The 14,134-nt window shown below is 63.6% G+C and carries 16 protein-coding genes and 5 pseudogenes; 7 read left to right on the top strand and 14 right to left on the bottom strand.

What is annotated here, in order from left to right:
- The first annotated feature begins 831 nt into the window (after positions 1-831).
- Entirely contained in the window at positions 832-1,197 is a 366-nt protein-coding gene (locus ACZ6DL_RS37545) for a hypothetical protein (protein ID WP_466058416.1), read from the top strand.
- A 159-nt stretch (positions 1,198-1,356) separates the two neighbouring features.
- Here the strand turns inward: ACZ6DL_RS37545 and ACZ6DL_RS37540 are convergent, their stop codons facing one another.
- The gene (locus ACZ6DL_RS37540; RefSeq protein WP_466058414.1) at positions 1,357-1,590 is read right to left on the bottom strand and encodes a hypothetical protein; all 234 of its coding nucleotides are present in this window, start codon (positions 1,588-1,590) and stop codon (positions 1,357-1,359) included.
- A gap of 633 nt (positions 1,591-2,223) precedes the next feature.
- Between ACZ6DL_RS37540 and ACZ6DL_RS37535 the strand changes: the two are divergent.
- Positions 2,224-2,646, top strand: a pseudogene (locus ACZ6DL_RS37535) (transposase); the annotation flags it as partial.
- On the opposite strand, the gene ACZ6DL_RS37530 reads toward ACZ6DL_RS37535, so the two are convergent.
- Together ACZ6DL_RS37530 and ACZ6DL_RS37525 are read right to left on the bottom strand one after the other, a co-directional pair.
- Positions 2,546-3,103 carry a transposase gene (locus ACZ6DL_RS37530; RefSeq protein WP_466058425.1) on the bottom strand — a complete coding sequence of 186 codons (558 nt, stop codon included), beginning with the start codon at positions 3,101-3,103 and terminating at the stop codon, positions 2,546-2,548. The pseudogene ACZ6DL_RS37535 and the gene ACZ6DL_RS37530 overlap by 101 nt on opposite strands.
- 239 nt (positions 3,104-3,342) lie before the next feature.
- Positions 3,343-3,690, bottom strand: coding sequence for an IS110 family transposase (locus tag ACZ6DL_RS37525; RefSeq protein ID WP_466058412.1), 348 nt, complete (start codon positions 3,688-3,690; stop codon positions 3,343-3,345).
- Between the two features lie 290 nt (positions 3,691-3,980).
- On the opposite strand from ACZ6DL_RS37525, the gene ACZ6DL_RS37520 reads away from it, so the two are divergent.
- A complete protein-coding gene (locus tag ACZ6DL_RS37520; RefSeq protein WP_466058423.1) occupies positions 3,981-4,307 on the top strand; it encodes an IS30 family transposase in 327 nt (108 codons plus the stop codon).
- Positions 4,308-4,998: 691 nt separating this feature from the next.
- On the opposite strand, the gene ACZ6DL_RS37515 is transcribed toward ACZ6DL_RS37520, so the two are convergent.
- Both ACZ6DL_RS37515 and ACZ6DL_RS37510 read right to left on the bottom strand, forming a co-directional pair.
- On the bottom strand, positions 4,999-5,391 hold the full coding sequence (locus ACZ6DL_RS37515) for a hypothetical protein (RefSeq protein WP_466058410.1): 393 nt from the start codon (positions 5,389-5,391) through the stop codon (positions 4,999-5,001).
- 153 nt (positions 5,392-5,544) lie between these two features.
- The gene (locus ACZ6DL_RS37510; RefSeq protein WP_466058408.1) at positions 5,545-6,588 is read right to left on the bottom strand and encodes an IS110 family RNA-guided transposase; all 1,044 of its coding nucleotides are present in this window, start codon (positions 6,586-6,588) and stop codon (positions 5,545-5,547) included.
- Between the two features lie 253 nt (positions 6,589-6,841).
- Between ACZ6DL_RS37510 and ACZ6DL_RS37505 the strand changes: the two are divergent.
- Positions 6,842-7,420: pseudogene (locus tag ACZ6DL_RS37505) on the top strand (IS256 family transposase); the annotation flags it as partial.
- A 24-nt stretch (positions 7,421-7,444) separates the two neighbouring features.
- Here ACZ6DL_RS37505 and ACZ6DL_RS37500 read toward each other — a convergent pair.
- Complete coding sequence (locus ACZ6DL_RS37500; RefSeq protein WP_466058422.1) at positions 7,445-7,825, bottom strand: ISL3 family transposase; 381 nt, start codon at positions 7,823-7,825, stop codon at positions 7,445-7,447.
- A 283-nt stretch (positions 7,826-8,108) separates the two neighbouring features.
- Positions 8,109-8,501: an ISL3 family transposase gene (locus tag ACZ6DL_RS37495; protein WP_466058420.1), complete on the bottom strand. Its 393-nt coding sequence runs from the start codon at positions 8,499-8,501 to the stop codon at positions 8,109-8,111.
- A 263-nt stretch (positions 8,502-8,764) separates the two neighbouring features.
- Between ACZ6DL_RS37495 and ACZ6DL_RS37490 the strand changes: the two genes are divergently transcribed.
- Entirely contained in the window at positions 8,765-9,022 is a 258-nt protein-coding gene (locus tag ACZ6DL_RS37490) for a hypothetical protein (RefSeq protein WP_466058406.1), read from the top strand.
- Between the two features lie 416 nt (positions 9,023-9,438).
- A pseudogene (locus ACZ6DL_RS37485) lies at positions 9,439-9,863 on the top strand (DUF4158 domain-containing protein); the annotation flags it as partial.
- Here the strand turns inward: ACZ6DL_RS37485 and ACZ6DL_RS37480 are convergent.
- The 4 genes and pseudogenes from ACZ6DL_RS37480 to ACZ6DL_RS37465 all read right to left on the bottom strand — a co-directional run.
- Positions 9,864-10,160 carry a hypothetical protein gene (locus ACZ6DL_RS37480; RefSeq protein ID WP_466058429.1) on the bottom strand — a complete coding sequence of 99 codons (297 nt, stop codon included), beginning with the start codon at positions 10,158-10,160 and terminating at the stop codon, positions 9,864-9,866.
- 235 nt (positions 10,161-10,395) lie between these two features.
- Positions 10,396-11,229, bottom strand: coding sequence for a hypothetical protein (locus tag ACZ6DL_RS37475; RefSeq protein WP_466058404.1), 834 nt, complete (start codon positions 11,227-11,229; stop codon positions 10,396-10,398).
- Between the two features lie 360 nt (positions 11,230-11,589).
- Entirely contained in the window at positions 11,590-11,655 is a 66-nt protein-coding gene (locus ACZ6DL_RS37470; protein ID WP_466058418.1) for a hypothetical protein, read from the bottom strand.
- A gap of 35 nt (positions 11,656-11,690) precedes the next feature.
- Positions 11,691-12,499 (bottom strand): annotated as a pseudogene (locus tag ACZ6DL_RS37465) (IS110 family transposase); the annotation flags it as partial.
- Here ACZ6DL_RS37465 and ACZ6DL_RS37460 point away from each other — a divergent pair.
- Entirely contained in the window at positions 12,498-12,692 is a 195-nt protein-coding gene (locus tag ACZ6DL_RS37460; RefSeq protein ID WP_466058427.1) for a hypothetical protein, read from the top strand. The pseudogene ACZ6DL_RS37465 and the gene ACZ6DL_RS37460 overlap by 2 nt on opposite strands.
- A 411-nt stretch (positions 12,693-13,103) precedes the next feature.
- On the opposite strand, the gene ACZ6DL_RS37455 is transcribed toward ACZ6DL_RS37460, so the two are convergent.
- The 3 genes and pseudogenes from ACZ6DL_RS37455 to ACZ6DL_RS37445 all read right to left on the bottom strand — a co-directional run.
- Entirely contained in the window at positions 13,104-13,277 is a 174-nt protein-coding gene (locus ACZ6DL_RS37455) for an LmrA/YxaF family transcription factor (RefSeq protein WP_466058402.1), read from the bottom strand.
- Complete coding sequence (locus ACZ6DL_RS37450; RefSeq protein ID WP_466058399.1) at positions 13,274-13,672, bottom strand: TetR/AcrR family transcriptional regulator; 399 nt, start codon at positions 13,670-13,672, stop codon at positions 13,274-13,276. Before ACZ6DL_RS37450 ends, ACZ6DL_RS37455 begins: the two co-directional genes overlap by 4 nt.
- A 75-nt stretch (positions 13,673-13,747) precedes the next feature.
- Positions 13,748-13,894 (bottom strand): annotated as a pseudogene (locus ACZ6DL_RS37445) (IS481 family transposase); the annotation flags it as partial.
- Between the last annotated feature and the right edge of the window lie 240 nt (positions 13,895-14,134).

The following is a 14,134-nucleotide window of genomic DNA, read 5'->3' as shown; positions in this document are numbered from 1 at the left end:
ACAACTCGTCATCCACGACCCACGGTGCCGCCACGACGAAACATACTGCACCGCAACGAGAGTCACCGCCACTCAACAGAACCTGTTAGGAGCTCATAGCGCCAGGATAATATCGCCGCGACCCGGGACCCAGGCCGACTTCCCGAGTACCCGTAAGTAGATGGTAGGCAGTTCATCGATGCTGGTGACATCGCTTCAGACAAAAATCGCAGGCATGGCGGATTCACGACAATGTACGGCAACAATTGCTCTGGGCTCCATGCCGAACCCGACGCGGCCTGTTTGTCCGACACCCGGTAAATCTATTGCAGCCCAATGCCTTTCGCTTGACGATGATCTCGGCATGGCGATATGCGGCCGGCAGTCTAATAGAATAGGAGCTCTTATGACTTCATCGTGTCCATTTCGTGCTTGCACACCCGCGCTCATGCTTGCCGCAACCACCATGGCGCTAACGGCTCCCATCGTCGCAGCTCAACCAGCGCTGCCGACTTACATTTGCGAACACACACCCGCAGCAAGCTTCTTCGGAAGATTCAGCTGGATAGATGGCCGCTAGTGTACGGCATCGCACTGCGCCCCGCTGGAAGGCAGGTATTCGAACTCTTCGTCAAGATGGAACAGTGATACCGGCGAAAAAAGGGGAGTGCAATAGTGTGACTGTGTACATTGGCAAGTCGATCCATCCGGGAATATCGCGGGCTAACGCTGAACGGGTGCTCAATGCCGGCCGACGCATACGGCTGCCGTCCCATCTGACCGTGGTGCGAACGAAGTAGAAATTCGCGATAGCCCATAATGTTTTCAATTTTTCTTCGAAAGGAATCCCTTATGGCCACAGCCCGCTTCTTCCGACTCGCCAAACCCGCATCCGTGTTGGTTACAGCTGCTGGTCTGATCACCATCCCCAGTGTTGCGCATCCGTTGCCGACCTACACCTGCAAGTTCTCCCATCAGGAGTTCGGGTATGTGAAGGGGCGTCAATGCACGGCCTCGAACGGCGCCCCTCTGAGTGGCGACCACCGGGTGACCTCGGTAATGGAAGTCGAGGATACGGGCCGAAAGTGGGTATGCACCAGTGTCGAGGTAGACATTATTCCACATTACGTAGATGGTGCGGATTTTGAGCGTTCCGATTTCGATCGAATACACGGCCACGGAGTGGACGGATATATTTGCGACCAGATATTGAGCTGAACCATGACTGGAACAGGCTGCGGCCGAGGACTTTCGCAAATATCCCGCTACACCATCATCACCAGCTTCCCTGGCCTCGCTGACCCCGCCCGGCGCCCGAATTCTGGCCGAGGTTGCAGACGACACAATTAAATTCGCCACCGACCGCGCGTTGAAGACCTACGCCGGATCGGCACCGGTCACCCGAGCGTCGAGCAAGACGATCTCCATCACCCAGCGCCGGGTCAAGGACGACCACCTGGCGGCCGCGGGCTGGATCTGGGCGTTCCTCGGCCACCTCCAGATGCGACCCTGCCCCGCAAGCACTACCAACGCCACCGAGCGCACGGAGCAGCGTTGCTGCAGCTGTTCAACAAGATGCTCGTCCAGCGCCATCACTGCTTCCAAACCCACGAACTGATGTTCCCTCGGTTTCATGTACTCGATAGGGGGCGCATACCGAGGGCTGAGTGGCGGCGGCGGTTGTGGACGATCTCAAGGTAGTCGAAGATCGAGTTCGCCAGCTCGATCCGGGGTTTCCCGCGTTGCCGGTTGAGTCGCTCGGTTTGCATTCTGCCCCAGAAGAACCAAGGAAGAGAAGACTGAGTTCTTCCGCCTGCTCGCCGAACGCGGCAACGTGTCGGCTGTTGCCCGCCAGCTCGGCTTCGCCCGTGTGACCTGCTACAAGTGGGCGCACCAGGCAGGCATCTACACCAGCGAAGCGCGGTGGGCGAACCCGAGGCGCGAAAAGTTCCTGCGGCTTCGGGCCAAGGGCGTGACACGTGCTCAGGCGGCGAAACGGGTTGGAGCCGACAAGCGCTCCGCCGCGGATGGGACAAAGGCATCACGATCATCAACCGGGGCCGGATCTATCCCGACGGCCGCATCGTCCGTTACCCGGAACCGATACTGGCCGACGTGAATTCGGCACGCACAGCCCCTGCTATCGGTGGAAGGATCGACCTGGATCGGGTCGAGAAGGTCATCCATCCGCGCTACTTGAGTTTGCTCGAGCGGGAGCATCTGCGTGACCTGCACCGAGCTGGGATGTCGATCCGCAAGATCGCCGCGCAACTACGGCGTTCCCCCTCGACGGTCAGCCGGGAGCTGCGCCGCAATGCCATGTCATCGCGTGGATATCTGCCTCATACGGCGCATCGGCTCTCGGTTCAACGCAGATCGCGGCCACGGCGGCCGAAGCTGTTAGCCAATCCACGGCCGCGCGACTACGTTCAGGCCAAGCTGAACAGGAAATGGTCACCACAGCAGATCAGCAACCGTTTGATCAAGAAATTCCCCGATGCGGCGGACATGCGGGTGATCACGGAAACGATCTACCAGGCCATCTACGTCCACGCCCGTGGTGAGCTCAAGCGCGAGCTCGCCCGGCAGCTGCGCCGCGGCCGCACAGCACGCAAGCCCCGCCGGGATCCAAACCTTCGTCGGCCCCGGTTCGTCGACCCGATGACACCGGTCGCGATGCGACCGCCCGAGGCATACTCACGTGTGATCCCTGGCCATTGGGAAACTCGATGTTGTTGTCAAGCCGCTTGAGCGATGGGCGGTGGTGTCGTGGTCCAGATCCGGTCGTCACGCAGGTTTGTGCCGAGAGGTAGAACACGTGCCGTAGTGGACGGCTGTAACGCAGCGGCCGGTGCAGGTTGCCGACACGTCGGCCGGAGTCCTGTGGCACCGGAACGAGTCCGGCGGCTGCAGCGAGGTGTCCGGCACTGGGGAAAGCACGCAGGTCTCCGGCATTGACCAGCAGACTGGCCCCGAGGAACGACCCGAAGCCGGGCATAGACGTGATGACTGCGGCCTGCGGATGTAGTCCGAACAGCTCCTCGATCTGAGCGCCAAGGCTCTTCAACCGCTCATCGAGGGCGAGAATGCTGGTAGCCAGCTCCGTGATGATGGCCGCGGTCATGTCCTGGCCGGGAAGCGCGATCGATTGGGCTTTGGCTGCGTTGACCGCGCGGGCGGCGACCCCGGCCGAGTTGCGGACCTTGCGGGCCCGCAAAGCCAGCCGGCTCTGTCCGGCACGACGGATCCGCTCAGGGCTGGCATACCCGGTCAGCAGCACCAGTGCCCCTTTGCAGGCCGAGTAGTCGAACTCCCGCTCCAAGCTGGGGAACACACTGGTCATCAGATCCCGCAGCCGGTTGATCATCCGCACCGATCGGCGACAAGGTCCGCCCGGTGCCCGGTCAGAACAGCCAGATTGCGGACCAGATCCGTGTCACGATCAATGACGGCCAAGTCGCGGCGCAAGCGGGCGGTTTCGGCGATGACATACGCGTCCTTGGTGTCGGTCTTTCCCTCACCAGTGAACGCAGCACTCATAGCCGCAACTACCCGGCCAGAGGCGTAATGCACCACCTGCCCGGCCTGGGCCAGCAGCGCCAGCAGCAGAGCCGACGGCGCCCCGATGATGTCGACCGCCCACACCACCCGCTGCGCCAATGCGCCCACGGCGGAGATCGCTTCAAAGATCTCGGCCTCGTCGTTGCTCACCCTCCGAGACTGCAACGTTGCGCCATCGGCATCCACCACACACCCAATGATGGGTCTTGCCGACATCGACCCCGGTCCACGCCTTGTCCCGCATCTCAGCCACACACTTCTCCGTCCCCTTGACGATGCCTTGTCAGCGGCCCCGACGAACACCCACCGACACATCCGTAAACCAGCGACCGAGCGCAGATCTCAATCAGCAGCCAGGGCGCCCCGGAGAACCGGGCGGACATTCCCAGTAAGCGACCACAGCGCAAGGCGATCTCAGCCACACCCGACCCTCCCGGGCCATCGACAGTCTTACGGAAGGCGACCTGATCATTGCTGCGACTGGAAGATCAGCGATCGCGACGCTGGTCGAGCGGTCCAGCCGGTTCGTTATGCTCGGGCATCTCGCCGAAGGCCGCGATGCCGACGCAGTCCGCGACAGCCTCATCGCGACCGTGTCGACGTTGCCGACGGTTCGGCTCCGCACGCTCACCTGGGACCAAGGAGCCGAGATCGAGGAACGCCGCGTATTCCGCATCGCGACGGACATGGCCGTTTACTTTTGCGACCCCAGCGCACCATGGCAACGCGGCACCAACGAAAACACCAATGGCCTCCTGCGCCAATAGGTCCCACGAAATAGTGACTTGCGAGCTCATGATGCCTCAGCGCTGCAAGCAGTCGCGGACGAACTCAAAGACCGACCCCGCAAAGCACTGGACTAGGACACCCCCGCCGAGCGGTTGGCTGCTTTACTGAACGCCTCGTAGTCAGACCGTTGCGACGACTGCTGGAATCCAAGTGGTGCAGTATTGGGTGGGAGATCGTGCCCACCCTCGCAACAGGTGATTTGACACGCCTGGCTCGCCGACGAGATCCGGGCCCCGCACGCCGCATCCAGCGGCACCTACGGCGCTCCACCGGTGCACGCCGAATCCATCGGCACCCCGGTTTCGGCATCGGCGTCGGTTACAACCAGGTCGAGTTGCTGATGGCGCGTGCCGGGATCAAAGGCCTGCCCGGCGTCAAGCGGGCCCGTCCACGCATCAAACCCCTTACGCCGGTGACCTCAGCCGAGCGTTCACACGGTCCCAGCCGAACCAGTTGTAAGTCATCGACATCACCGGTGCAGGTCGCGTGCCGGCTGCTGGACGTCTCCGAGTCCGGTTTCTACCACTGGCAATTCCTCGCTCGCGATCGTGGTTATAGCCGCGTACCGTCTTTCGGGCCGCTGGCCTGTCCTTCCAGCAGCTCACGAGCTCGTTTCAGGACGGCGACCTCATGCTCGAGTTCACGGATGCGGCGCTTGGCCGCAGCTGGTTAGGACTGTTCGGCGGTGGTTGCGCCCAGTATCTGTCCGGTTTGGTGGCCGCTGGTCGGCCGGTCGTGCAGGTAGCTGTGGATCTGGGCATAAGCGACCAGACGATCTATCTCTGGCGCGAGCAGGAACTGATCGACCGCGCGCGTGGCTGCATCAAGGAGCCACCCGCTGTCCTCGTCACCCTCCTCGATGTAGATCGCCAAGCCCATCGCGCCCCTCCAGTTCACGATCATGGAGTTGACCGCAGCTGTCAGGACCTGTGACAGGGGTATCTCGCGGGCCAGATTCTGGGCTCGCAGAGGGTCATCGATGGTCGACTTACGGAGGTACCCGGCTGGGCCTTCAGCTCGATCGGAATTGGCGGCATACGCCATCAACAAAACCAGCTCCACCTCCGTATTACCGTGAACGTCGACACCGACACTGCATCTACGACGGATTCGAGTCTCTCCGACATCAAGGATCCTTCCCGCCGAACCCTCGGTCCGGCTAGTCAGACCGTAATCGGATCCACTGGAGATCAGGGACTGTGAATTGCTCCTCTGTCAAGCAGCGGTAGGAGTTTCGGCTGATTGGTGGTCCAGGTCGGCGATCATGGCGCGGTAGACGACGTCGGAGAGCCGGCGTTTGAGGATCCGCAGCGCTTCCATGCCGCCGTCGCCTTTGGCCTTGTGTTTGGCCAGCAGCGCTCGTGCGCCCGGGTGGCAGCGTGCCTGCGTGAGAGCGATGCGATGCAGCGCGGCGTTGAGTTGGCGGTTCCCGGTGCGGGACAGACGGTGGCGCGCTCGGTTGGATGACCAGACCGGCAGCGGTGCGCTGCCGTTGTGACGGGCGAAGGCGTCCTTGGATCGGAACCGGTCGACGCCGGCGGTCTCCCCGATGATCTTCGCCGCGGTCAAGGCCGCGCATCCGACGATGGCCAGCAGTGACGGCGCGATCTGTTGGACTCGTTCGCCGATCTCACCGGCCAGCTCATCGATCTCGACGGTCAGCCGCCGGCAGTGTTGGATCAGGGTCATCGCCAGGCGGGCGACGAACTCGTCGAACTGGGCCAAGTGGGCTGCGACGCGGTCGTAGGCGCTGGCGCGTTCGAGTTTGCCCGGCGGCAGCCAGCCCGGATCCAGCTCGTGCAGGTGCCAGCGCAGCCGTGCGATTACCCGGGTGCGCTCGGCAACGAGGTCTTCTCGGTGGTCGACCAGCAATCGGAGCTCGCGTTCGACTCCATCGAGCCGGGCCACCGGCGGGTCGGGTTCGCGCAATGCAGCCCGGGCGATGGCTAACGCGTCGATCGGGTCGGACTTGCCGTAGGTGCGCGCAGAATCCCGGGCGTGAGCCATCAGTTTCGGTGGAACCCGGACCACGCGCTCTCCAGCTGCGATCAGGTCGCTTTCCAGGCGCCGGGTCATATTCCGGCAGTCTTCGAGCGCCCATAACCGTTCCGGATCGGGCTGTGCCCGCGCCCATTTCAGCAGTGCCAGATGATCAGTGCTGGTTGTTCCGACGGTTTTGGTGAACAGTTTCCGGCCGAACTCGTCAGCGGAGACTGCGGTGTGGGTGCGCTTGTGCGCGTCGATCCCGATGACCATCATTGCTGCGTGTCAACCCCTTCTCGATCGCGGTGTGGCACGGACCGGTCGGAAGGCACTCCCCAGTCAGGGCGATGCCACGCTCCTCTCAAGCCATCCCGTCCGGTCCCGGATGTCGGCCAGCCGCAGAATCCACAACAGCCACGCAAGCGGGAATTTAACGGTCGAGCGAACCGGCCGACCCCGTGATCGTGACACTGAATTTAAGGGTGTTTCCGGCCTGATTCGCTGATCGGATGGTCAGCGGGAAGGTGTCGTGATGACGACACTTGATGCCGTGGCGAGGAAGAAGGCCGATGCGTCGGCCGAGGAGCTGGCAGCGGCGGAGCTAGTGCGGATGGCCAAACAGCAGGGCTTGTCCCTGACCGGGCCGGACGGGCTGCTCAAACAGTTCACCAAGACCGTCCTGGAGACGGCGTTGAACGAGGAGATGACCGAGCATCTGGGGTTCGAGCCTAATCAGGCTCCTTCCGAACGGGACTCGCCCAATGTGCGCAATGGGACCAGGCCGAAGACGGTGCTGACAGACACGACCGGGCCGGTGCCGATCGAGGTGCCCCGCGACCGCGACGGCAGCTTTCAACCGCAGATCGTCAAGAAACGCCAGCGCAGGCTGACCGGCGTCGACGAGATCGTACTGTCGCTGTATGCGAAAGGTTTGACCACCGGCGAGATCTCGGCGCATTTCGCCGAGATCTATGGGGCGTCGGTGTCGAAGGAGACAGTCTCTCGGATCACCGACAAAGTCGTCGCGGAGATGCAGGAATGGTCGAGCCGGCCGCTGGACGAGGTCTATGTCGCGGTCTTCATCGACGCGATCGTGGTGAAGATCCGGGCTCTGGCGCAATTCTCGTGATGTTCAGTTCATCTGCAGGAGTGCGCGTTTACGGAGTAGGTCGAGGTTGGCGCGGCCGAACATCTGGCGTTTGATCATTTTGATGCGGTTGATGTGGCCTTCGACGGGCCCGGAGCTGTGGGGCAGGGTCAGGCCGTTGCGGACGGCGTCGATGTCACGGCGCAGGTTGCGGGCGAACGACGCGATCGCTGTCAGCTGGTCTTTCTCGACCGTGCTGATCCAGGCCTCGAGGCGGTGGCCTTGGAGGCGGGTCATCATGACCGCGAAGTCTTCGACATGGATCGCGAGCCGCTTCAGGTCTTTGTTGTGTTTGGAAAGGCGCTGCAGGTTGTCGCTGTCGTCTTCGGCGAGGTGGGCGGGGTCGGTCATGATCCATCTGGTCATGTCACGAACCGACGGCGGCCGCGGCGCAGGAACCGCGGTCTGGCCGGTCCCGGTGCGGAACCGGCGCAGATAGCGTTGCACCTGCTGCTCGGTGCCGGGATATCCCATGCCCGCGATCTCACGGGTGAGCGCAGCGGCGTTGCGGATGCCATCGTTCCAGCGCTGGTGCAGGTGCTCGTGATACCCGTCGAGGATGCTCGAACGCTGCTGGTTCTTGGCGATCAAGGGATCGACCGTCACTGACCCGGCGAATTTCCGCACTGTCGCCGGATGCAGGCCCAGCTCACGAGCTATCGCCGATTTGCTGAGGCCTTGGCCCAGCAGCCGGTGAACCGCGGCGTGATGCTGGCGGAAGCGTCGAACAACCTTCAGTTCGGCATGCTGCACGACCGGCGGCGGCTGGCTGGATCGCCCAGCAGACGCCTGCGCCGCCAGGATCGCGGCGGATCATCGAGAGGTCCTTCTCGACCGCTTGGCCGAGGTTCTGCCACAGATGGAACCGGTCAGCGACTTGCAGCGCGTCCGGGGCGCCTTGGCGCGCTCCCTCGGCATACCCGCCGGCGCGGTCCCGGCAGATGATCTGGGGCAGCGGCCGGGCGCGCAGCCAGGCGGCCAGGGCGTCACCGTCACGGCCGTCGATGAGGTCGACCGGCCGGTGGGTATCGAGATCGACCATGACGGTGCCGTAGCGGTGGCCGCGCCGGACAGCGAAATCATCGACACCCAGCACCGTCACCGGGCCGATCGGTGGGTCCGGCAACCGGCGGACCAGCCGAATGAGTGTGTCCCGGCTGGCCGACAGCCCCAGCCGCTGCGCAAGTCGCCGAGCATGAATAAATTTGACTGATCAGAGCAGGTGCGCCTGAGGTCATGTCTCATGTGGTTGTGATTCGTTCGGATTGTGCCGAGATCGACTGTGGTGCATAATGTTCGATGCGTATGATCCACGTCCTGTTCGATCGTGCGGGAATCCTGCTGTCGGTGAGGATTTCAACGATTTCCTGGATGACCGCCCACCACCGCCTCAACATCCGCTACGACCGCAAGCACACCCACTACCTCGGGTTCCTCACCCTCGCCGCAGCACTGACCTGTACAGACCCGTTGATGAGCTGCCGTTTCGTCCACTTCGGGCGGGCGGCCTGCGGCAGATCATTTCGCGACGACGGAGGCCTTGTGGGTGCTGAGGTTCGATGACCCAGCGGTTGCGGCCCAAGCGCTAGGAGGATTCGATGTCCTTGCGGGCGACGCGGACTCCGATGCCACGGTCTCGTACCCATTGGCGCAATTCAGCGATGTCGTAGGCTTTGTCGGCGTGCAGTTCGGCGGGTGGCCGGCGGCGAGGACCCCGCCGTGAGCGGATGCCGGGGACCGCTTTGACCAGTGGCCGCCCCTTCGGCGTCGTTGGTGTCGGCCGCTGCAGTTATCGCAGATCAGGTGCACGTCCAGTTCGGCTGGGACTTGCATCCGCCACCGCCGGACCCGTCGATTCGCACATAGTCGCGAGTTCGCATCCGATGCAATTGGCGGCGCTTGGAGCATCCGGTCGAAATCCGGCGCTAACGTCGCCGATTCAGCGAGCGGTGTTGGGCTGTAGGTGATGTCATGTCGCGGTGATCGGTGAGGGCGGCTTCGGCCGGTTTGGGGTGTTGTCGCGGCAGGAGTTGGAGCGGTACTGCTACCTCGATGATGAGGACCGCAGGCTGATCGCGGCCCGGCGCCGGGATTACAACCGGTTGGGGTTCGCGCTCCAGGTCGTGACGGTGCGCAATGTCTGCATGTTTCTGACCGATCCACTCGATGTCCCGCCGGAGCTGGTGGAGTATCTAGCCGAGCAGCTCGGGATCGAGGATTCCTCGTGTGTGAAGAGCTATATAGAGCGGGACAAGACCAGGCTCGAACACGCGTCGGAGAACCAGCGCGAGTACGAGATCCGGCGGTCTCCGACGTCGCCGCGGAGTTGGCGGCGTGGATCGCCCATCTGGCGTGGACGACTGGCGATGGGCCGAAAGCGATATTCGTCGGCGCGGTGGATTGGCTACGTTCCCACAACGCGCTGCTGCCCGGCATCACCACGCTGGAGGCGCTCGTCGCCGAAGGCCGGACGGCGGCCGATGAACGGTTGTGGATTCGGGTCGCCCATCAGGTAGGACCGAATACGGTTGCCACTCTGTTTCGGTTGTTGGAGGTCCCCGCCGGACTCCAAGGCTCGGATCAGCGAGCTGGAGCGGCTGTGTAAGGGCACGTTCCGCACGTCGTGGAAGGTCATGATCAAGGCGCTGGACCGGTTGGCCAATATCGAGGCAATCGGGTTGGGGCCGGTGGATTTGAGCATGATTCCGCCACACCGGTTGACCGGGCTGGCCACCTACGGGATCTCGGCGAAGGCCGGCGTTGCGCAGGTTGGTGTGCCGTTAAGGATCGTGTCAGGAGCGGCAAACGAAGCTGGTCGACCAGGTCAGAAGGCTGTTGAGGATGGCGTCGCCTGGTATAGGAAGGTGATGTGTTGTCATCGGTGGGTGTCGGGGCCGAGCAGGCTGGTGATGCCGCGCATGGCCGCTGGTCATTCGCTACCACGGCCCTCGCCCGAAGCGGATTGCGAGTTCCGTCATTCCCCCGTTGTTCATGGCGCGTGTGATCGAGTCGACGGTCTCGGTTGTGATCGAGGCGGGACCTGACTGCCAGACCGGATTGGCGGCATCGACTTCCCCCGGTTTGGGAAGCCGCCAGAACGAATAGACTTCGGGGGACCGTCCCGCCCCCTCTCCCGTGAATCGTCCGGTGTGCATGGCAACGTGTTCCGGAGAGTTATAGCCATTCCAGAGGACATTCCAGGAGATCAGGTCGCCACGCTGTGGCTGCGGGGCATCGGGGCGTCTGGGTTCGTAGTCATGTGTACCGCTGGGGAAAAGTGCTCTGTTCACGTCGTGACACCATCGATCGATCAGGCGGCCATCCGCGTCACGGAGAGGTGGGTAGAAGGCGAGAATGTCCTCACGACTCAGTACGCCCGTCCGTAATCCGGCGTCGAGAAACACTTCCCAGCAATTCAATCCATATTCGGATGTCCGGTGGGGGAGCTGAGCGTGCCCCGAGGTCAGCCATCGCTCGAAGGTTCGACGGTCGCTGAATGCCGGGTCGAAATTCACCCAGCTCATCTTTGTGCCGGATCTCACGACTCGCTCTATCTCGCCCGCAACCGTCAAAGGTGCATCGGGTCGGGGTGTGCCTGCCTCGAGGTCGGGGGTGGCCGTGGGGCCCGGGTCGGACCCGATCCGATCGTGGCGGTCGACCGTCTGTTCGGCTCCCGCGGATTCGATGTGCCGTCCACTGCCTGCCGATCGCCGACCATGGCGTGTGTTTTTCACCTGTTCGGCGGCCGCCGCGTCGGCGTCATCCACCATACGGCTGACAACAGCCCGAAGACCGTCCGCACCTATCGGCCCTCTGCAGGGCTCGGAGAGGTGCTCAGCCACGCGCGGTATCTCGCGGCCGCGCAATCTCTCAACTAAGTCCATGAAGAGCTGAACCAGTCTATTCGCTGACAACAGCCCCTTAGGCCCTTACTACCTCGTGCACAGCTGGTGCCGTCTCCGCTTCCGTGGTTCGGGGACCACCATCCACTTCCCGAAAGGATTGAATGGTAACTTTCCCTCGTCACGCCAGGCGGTGCGCGGTGTTCCCGGCCTTGGTGAGTGCGAGCGCGGCCAGCTGATCGCGGCGCACCGGTTGTGGAGGCTGTCCACGGCGAGATCGTTGCCCGGTCAGTCGTCGTAGTCCCCGCCGACCTGCACGATCGCTATCTCTGTGTCGGTGACGTAGTAGATCAGTCGGTGCTCTTGGGTGATCCGACGCGACCAATGTCCACCTTGGAAAGAGGGTGGTCATCGAACATCATCTCGATGTCAGCGGCGATGCTTTGTCGTTGCAGCAGGACCGTTTTGAGCGAGTCGGCGAGTTTCGGCAGCACGACCTCGGCGGCCTTCGCGCCGGGAACGGCGACGGTTTGTGCGGGCAGCGCGGCCAGGACCTCCTCGACCAGGCGTGCACCCATGCGCGGCGCGTACTTGGCGATTGTGGTGAGTTTGCGTTTGCCCGCAGCTCGGATCCCTGCCGGCCGCCGCACCGAGACAAGATCTCCAGAACTGCCGGATGTGAGACCGAGACCCCAACACGCTTTCGAGCGCGGGGTGGATGCTGGTCAGCAGGCCACGGATGCGGTTGATGGTGCGAGTAGCTTCTCCCGCCAGGTCGTCGTCGAAGCCGACCAGGACGCCGAGTTCGGTGAGTGTTTGGTCGCCGGTGTCGACCCGGAGCAGCGTATGCGGCATGGTCCGCGCGGCGCCGGCGATGATGTGCGCGTCACGAGCATCGGTCTTCGTCTGGCCCGGATCGAGGCCTGTCGATGCGGCGCATCGACAGGCCGGGCAGTTAGGCCACGTCGTGGCCGCAGGCGCAGGCGACGGTGACCGGCAGTGCGCCGATGGTGTTGGGCTGGTCGACCACGATCAGCAGCGGGCCGTGGGCGGCGAGCTGGTCGAACAACGCTCGTAGCCGTGACTCGTCGTTCGGCAACGCCTTGTCGAACAACCGCTTGCCAGTCACATCGAGACCGACCGCGTGGTGCCGCGGACCGGCGTACTTGCGCGGAGCTGGTGAGCGACGAGCGCTGATGACCCTGCTGTGGAAGGCGGTCGTCGCGGCCGCCCGTGCCGAGGACGGGTGGGCCACCGAGAAGATCGTCGCCGCCCTCGAACGTGCCGATCCCGAGTGGATGTCCGAGCGGCCTTTTAACCGGCTACGTGCGCAAATTTGTGGACCAAGTACGCGCTCCTCGCTGGGGCTGGCCTCGGACTCGGCGTCCTGACCGGCGGTCTCGCCGCACCAGCAATTGCGGGAGCGTACGGAACGCTTGTCGGCTATTCGGGTGCGGTGGCTACTTCTGCAGGCCTGGCCGCGATCGGCGGCGGTTCTATCGCTGCCGGTGGATTAGGCATGGCTGGTGGTGCTGCCCTCATCACCGGCTTCAGCGGCGCAGTAGGAGCCGGGGCGGCCACGCTTGCGGGCAAGGCCGCCGGGCTCACAGCAGCTCGCATCGCAGCCGACGCCATCCGACTCCACGTCGTGACCCAGCTTGTGCTTCGCGATGTCGACGGCAACGAAGAGGCACTGAGCTGGGCGAACAGCGGCGACCGTGGCCGGATGTGTGGTCGGTGCCGTGGAAGGGTTGCCTGCCGGTGCGCATGTGCTCGACGTGGCGGTGCACTGCTTCGGGTGGTCACCGACCTGGGGTATAGCGGTGCCGGATCAAATCTGTTGCGGTGCGGGTTATCCGGTCGAACGGCTCAAGACTGCCATCGGCGCGGCAGAGCACATGTGCCCCCTGCAGTAGCGTGATCAGGGTCGTCGCCAGGTCGGCGGCGGCATCGCCGTCCACACCGGCCGCGGTCACCGTTGCGCGAGTGTCGTTGTCCACGAGTCGAAGACACCTGACGCCACATCGCGCAGCGTCCCGCTGTCCGGATCGATGGTGACAGCGGCAACCGCGCAGCCCGCCCCCTCGGCCGAAGCACCGACCACCGGCCGTATGGAGGCGAGGAAGATCTCGACCACCGTCAGTGGATCGTCGGCGGGCAGCTGCGCCAGATGTCCGCACACCTCGCGGCCATTGCGTGTCGCGGCCTCAGCGACGAGTTCGGCCTTACCGCCAGGGAAATGATGGTAGATCGCGCCGCGCGCCGCGCCGCTGGCATCGAGAACCTCGGTGAACGACATTCCCGCGACACCCTTTGTGCGCAGCACATCGATGGCGGCGCCGATCATCCGGTCCCGCGTATCTGCCGCCATGAGTTCCTCCGGAAGAAGGGTTGACTAGTACGTTCATCCTACTGCGTACTAGCAGTCGCTAGTGCGTACACCGTCGAGGAGGCGGTAGAACTCTTCGGCGTCGATGCGGTGCGAGCGCTCCACCTTGCCGTTGAGGCGCGGGGTTGCCGGTTTGATGTAGGTGTGGCCGATGCCCTGGTCGATCACGTGCCAGTGGAAGGCCGACTGGAACTCCGCACCGTTGAGTTCCTAACGGATGTCAACTCGTTGGAAGGCTCGTAGCGTTGGTTGTTGACGGGCCGATCGGTGGAGCGCTGTGCGACTCCTGGTGTCGTCGGCCCGTCCTCGCACCGGTGGTGCGTCGCGCGACGCGGATGTCGGCGGGGATTGTGTATCGGTCGGCGACGGTCCTGCGGCCCTGTTCCGAGGTGAGCGGGCTGCCGTCGACATCGCGGATCACGTAGTGCTCGCCGCGGCGCCAGC

It is taken from the genome of Nocardia sp. NPDC041819, from assembly GCF_055590505.1.
The sequence above is the reverse complement of the archived record's forward strand: the minus strand, read 5'-3'. Positions and strand labels throughout refer to the sequence as shown.

Coding starts and splice junctions, on each gene's coding strand:
- ACZ6DL_RS37510 (WP_466058408.1), bottom strand. CDS start 6,588: ATGATGGTCATCGGGATCGACGCGCACAAGCGCACCCACACCGCAGTC.
- ACZ6DL_RS37475 (WP_466058404.1), bottom strand. CDS start 11,229: ATGGTGGATGACGCCGACGCGGCGGCCGCCGAACAGGTGAAAAACACA.
- ACZ6DL_RS37490 (WP_466058406.1), top strand. CDS start 8,765: ATGATCCACGTCCTGTTCGATCGTGCGGGAATCCTGCTGTCGGTGAGG.
- ACZ6DL_RS37530 (WP_466058425.1), bottom strand. CDS start 3,103: ATGACCGCGGCCATCATCACGGAGCTGGCTACCAGCATTCTCGCCCTC.
- ACZ6DL_RS37495 (WP_466058420.1), bottom strand. CDS start 8,501: ATGGTCGATCTCGATACCCACCGGCCGGTCGACCTCATCGACGGCCGT.
- ACZ6DL_RS37500 (WP_466058422.1), bottom strand. CDS start 7,825: ATGACCAGATGGATCATGACCGACCCCGCCCACCTCGCCGAAGACGAC.
- ACZ6DL_RS37450 (WP_466058399.1), bottom strand. CDS start 13,672: ATGGCGGCAGATACGCGGGACCGGATGATCGGCGCCGCCATCGATGTG.
- ACZ6DL_RS37480 (WP_466058429.1), bottom strand. CDS start 10,160: ATGCTCAAATCCACCGGCCCCAACCCGATTGCCTCGATATTGGCCAAC.
- ACZ6DL_RS37460 (WP_466058427.1), top strand. CDS start 12,498: ATGACCCTGCTGTGGAAGGCGGTCGTCGCGGCCGCCCGTGCCGAGGAC.
- ACZ6DL_RS37545 (WP_466058416.1), top strand. CDS start 832: ATGGCCACAGCCCGCTTCTTCCGACTCGCCAAACCCGCATCCGTGTTG.